The sequence below is a fragment of the Salicola sp. AFF1 genome, from assembly GCF_056783195.1.
In genome coordinates this window covers 1-2,477 of record NZ_JBXAYL010000075.1, presented here as the reverse complement: position 1 = coordinate 2,477, position 2,477 = coordinate 1, and the positions used below count along the sequence as shown (strand labels likewise).

The following is a 2,477-nucleotide window of genomic DNA, read 5'->3' as shown; positions in this document are numbered from 1 at the left end:
GAGAGGCTACGGCCGCCAACAAACTCAATACGCAGTCTTAATCCGCCACTACTTGCCCGCGCCAGAGGCACCGTGCAAGACTTTTGGTCTGCGCAGCAGGAAGCATTACTGCGCCTGATCCCACAACGTTCTATAAAGCGATAAGGAGGATCGCTCAATGGCTGGCTACTTCTTCCTCGAATCCATTACCCAAAAGGAATTGGACGACTTCCAGGCGTTCTTCCATAAACATTACGCCAACCGCAACAGGAATGAATCAGAGCTCCTATGGCTGGATGCGTTCCACGAGACTCCAAACAAGGAATCCTTCAGAAAGGCGCTCCAAGGAAAAGACGTCCAGGACCGCCACAACCTGCCCCATCATGCAAAGATCAACCTCCCCGCCACTAACATCCCGGGTGCCAAGAAGCCCACACTGCACAAGAAAGCTCCCTGGCTCCACCGCCTTCAGATCAAACCTGCTTTCCAGTTACAGACAATCCGTGAGGGGCTCTTGTCACCCGCGGAACGGGAACTCTTCAAGCGCCGGGTACCAGTACGTGCCAACTGGCAAAAGATCTGGAAGGTTGATGCCTTCATCCGGATGCTGAGGAAATCAGAGATCAAGATTGAGGTATACCGCCTTCCGGAACCATTCCTTGAAAGGGAGTTGGAGGGGAAGGAGGCAGATAAGCGTACCTTTCTGAATGAATAACGGCTCTCTCTCGAACTCCGAATGAAGTCATTCGGGTTGCTCGCGCAATGTGTCCGGGACCGGTTCCCCAATGGCTTCAAACGACTTCTCCAACCAGTCATCAGGTGCATCGTAAGGTCTTTTAAGGTCGACCTTCATCCCTTGATCAACTAGAAATTTTGCAACCTTGGTGCGTGCATCATAGCCTTCTTTTCCGGGGACATACCCGATAACATTTTCTGCCAGAGAATAGGCAATCGTGTACCCCCACCTATTTTCGTGGTATGGATCAACCCCCTGCCGCAACAAATAAATAGCAGGCTCATACTGATTTATCCGCGCAGCTGCCATGGCGGCGTTTTCATTGATTCCACGTGGATCAGATAGCGCATTGATCTCAGCGCCGTTTTCAATCAGTAGCTGTAATTGCTTTTCTACTTCCTTATTGTTTTCCATCGCTGCCTCAAACAACAATGTCCGCTGCTGCGGACCTCGCAAATTTGGGTCACCCCCATGTTCCAGCCCCATCTTCAGAAATTCACTGTCTTGACCCCGCGCGGCAAATCGCATGTAAGATTCGAGATTCTCTGTTTGCAGGTTAGGATCAGCTCCGTTCTCCATAAGCTCTCTAAGCCCCTTTTTATCCGTTCCTGCTAAGCTGAATAGCAGTGGAGTCATTCCTTCTTTGCCACGAGCATTAACATCAACTCCATCATCAACTAAGTTTTTGATTTTATTTATTTTTCCTGATATCGCTGCCTTGCAAAGCTCAACGACATGTGGATCGTTAAAATAGACACTGGGATCATTACCTTTACTCATCACATTTCCGGAAACCCCGACCACTGAAAGCAAGCTCATAAAAACTGATGACAAAACGCGTTTACTCATAAACATCCCCAATTCCTGATAATCCACTCATACATGAATACCCCACCATTCATTGAATTCAGGAATTCCCATTGACTCAGTAGGGCTCTTTACCGGATTGAGTGGGACCGAGCCTGATTCCCGGTCAGCGAGCATGGCATACTCAGCCCTGTCGTTGATCACGCAGGAGAGCGAGCCGTGCAGGAACAACTGTTCACCCAAGCGCTGGGACTGACCGCCCCGTTGGCCGTGAGGCCATTAACTTCCAACCCGAAGCCCAGCGGATCGATTTCACGGTCAGCTGTGACCAGCCGCATCTCACCTGCCCGGCTTGTCAGGCCACAGAACAGCCCATCCATGACCGCAAGTCCAAGACCTGGCGCCATCTCGATTTCTTCCAGTACGAGGCCTACATCCATGCCCGGATTCCCCGGGTGCGCTGCAGCCACTGTGGCAAAACCACCCAGGTGGCGGTGCCGTGGACGCGCCCTGGCAGCCGGTTCACGCTGCTGTTTGAGGCGCTGTCGCTGACGCTGGCCAAAGCCATGCCGGTGGTCAGTTGTGCCCGCCAGCTGCGGATCACCGACCAATCGCTGTGGCGGGTCATCAACCACCATGTTCACAAGGCCCGTCAGCGCGAAGATTACAGCCAGGTGCGCCACATCGGTATTGATGGAACCGCCTGGTGCCGGGGCCAGCATTACATCACCCTGGTCCATGATCTGCAGCAACGCCGCCTGATCTTTGCCACACCCGGGCGCGACAGCGCCACTGTTGAGCGCTTCAGCCAGGATCTCAAGACCCGCCAGGGCGAGCTCAAGTCGGTACTGAATCCCCACCTGGGCTCCACCGTCCAGCGTAAGCGGTCCACGAACTACGCGGTAACCGCCCCTTCCTGACGCCAGGGCAGCAGCCGGTCCAGCTGCTCATCGGT

Annotated in this window: 4 protein-coding genes; 2 read left to right on the top strand and 2 right to left on the bottom strand. The window is 53.5% G+C overall.

The features are described 5' to 3' along the window. The first annotated feature begins 157 nt into the window (after nucleotides 1–157). Nucleotides 158–694, top strand: a complete 537-nt coding sequence (locus AC1RQI_RS16635) for a hypothetical protein (RefSeq protein ID WP_481905729.1) — start codon at nucleotides 158–160, stop codon at nucleotides 692–694. A 27-nt stretch (nucleotides 695–721) separates the two neighbouring features. On the opposite strand, the gene AC1RQI_RS16630 is transcribed toward AC1RQI_RS16635, so the two are convergent. Beyond that, nucleotides 722–1,564 carry an ankyrin repeat domain-containing protein gene (locus tag AC1RQI_RS16630; protein ID WP_481905728.1) on the bottom strand — a complete coding sequence of 281 codons (843 nt, stop codon included), beginning with the start codon at nucleotides 1,562–1,564 and terminating at the stop codon, nucleotides 722–724. Between the two features lie 158 nt (nucleotides 1,565–1,722). Then, nucleotides 1,723–1,962: a hypothetical protein gene (locus AC1RQI_RS16625; protein ID WP_481905727.1), complete on the bottom strand. Its 240-nt coding sequence runs from the start codon at nucleotides 1,960–1,962 to the stop codon at nucleotides 1,723–1,725. Here AC1RQI_RS16625 and AC1RQI_RS16620 point away from each other — a divergent pair. Then, the gene (locus tag AC1RQI_RS16620; RefSeq protein ID WP_481905730.1) at nucleotides 1,897–2,442 is read left to right on the top strand and encodes a helix-turn-helix domain-containing protein; all 546 of its coding nucleotides are present in this window, start codon (nucleotides 1,897–1,899) and stop codon (nucleotides 2,440–2,442) included. The two genes, AC1RQI_RS16625 and AC1RQI_RS16620, sit on opposite strands and share 66 nt — an antisense overlap. Nucleotides 2,443–2,477 lie beyond the last annotated feature (35 nt).

Bases quoted from the DNA above. Each gene is read 5' to 3' on its own strand.
- AC1RQI_RS16635 (WP_481905729.1), top strand. From the start codon at position 158: ATGGCTGGCTACTTCTTCCTCGAATCCATTACCCAAAAGGAATTGGAC.
- AC1RQI_RS16630 (WP_481905728.1), bottom strand. From the start codon at position 1,564: ATGAGTAAACGCGTTTTGTCATCAGTTTTTATGAGCTTGCTTTCAGTG.
- AC1RQI_RS16625 (WP_481905727.1), bottom strand. From the start codon at position 1,962: ATGGATGTAGGCCTCGTACTGGAAGAAATCGAGATGGCGCCAGGTCTT.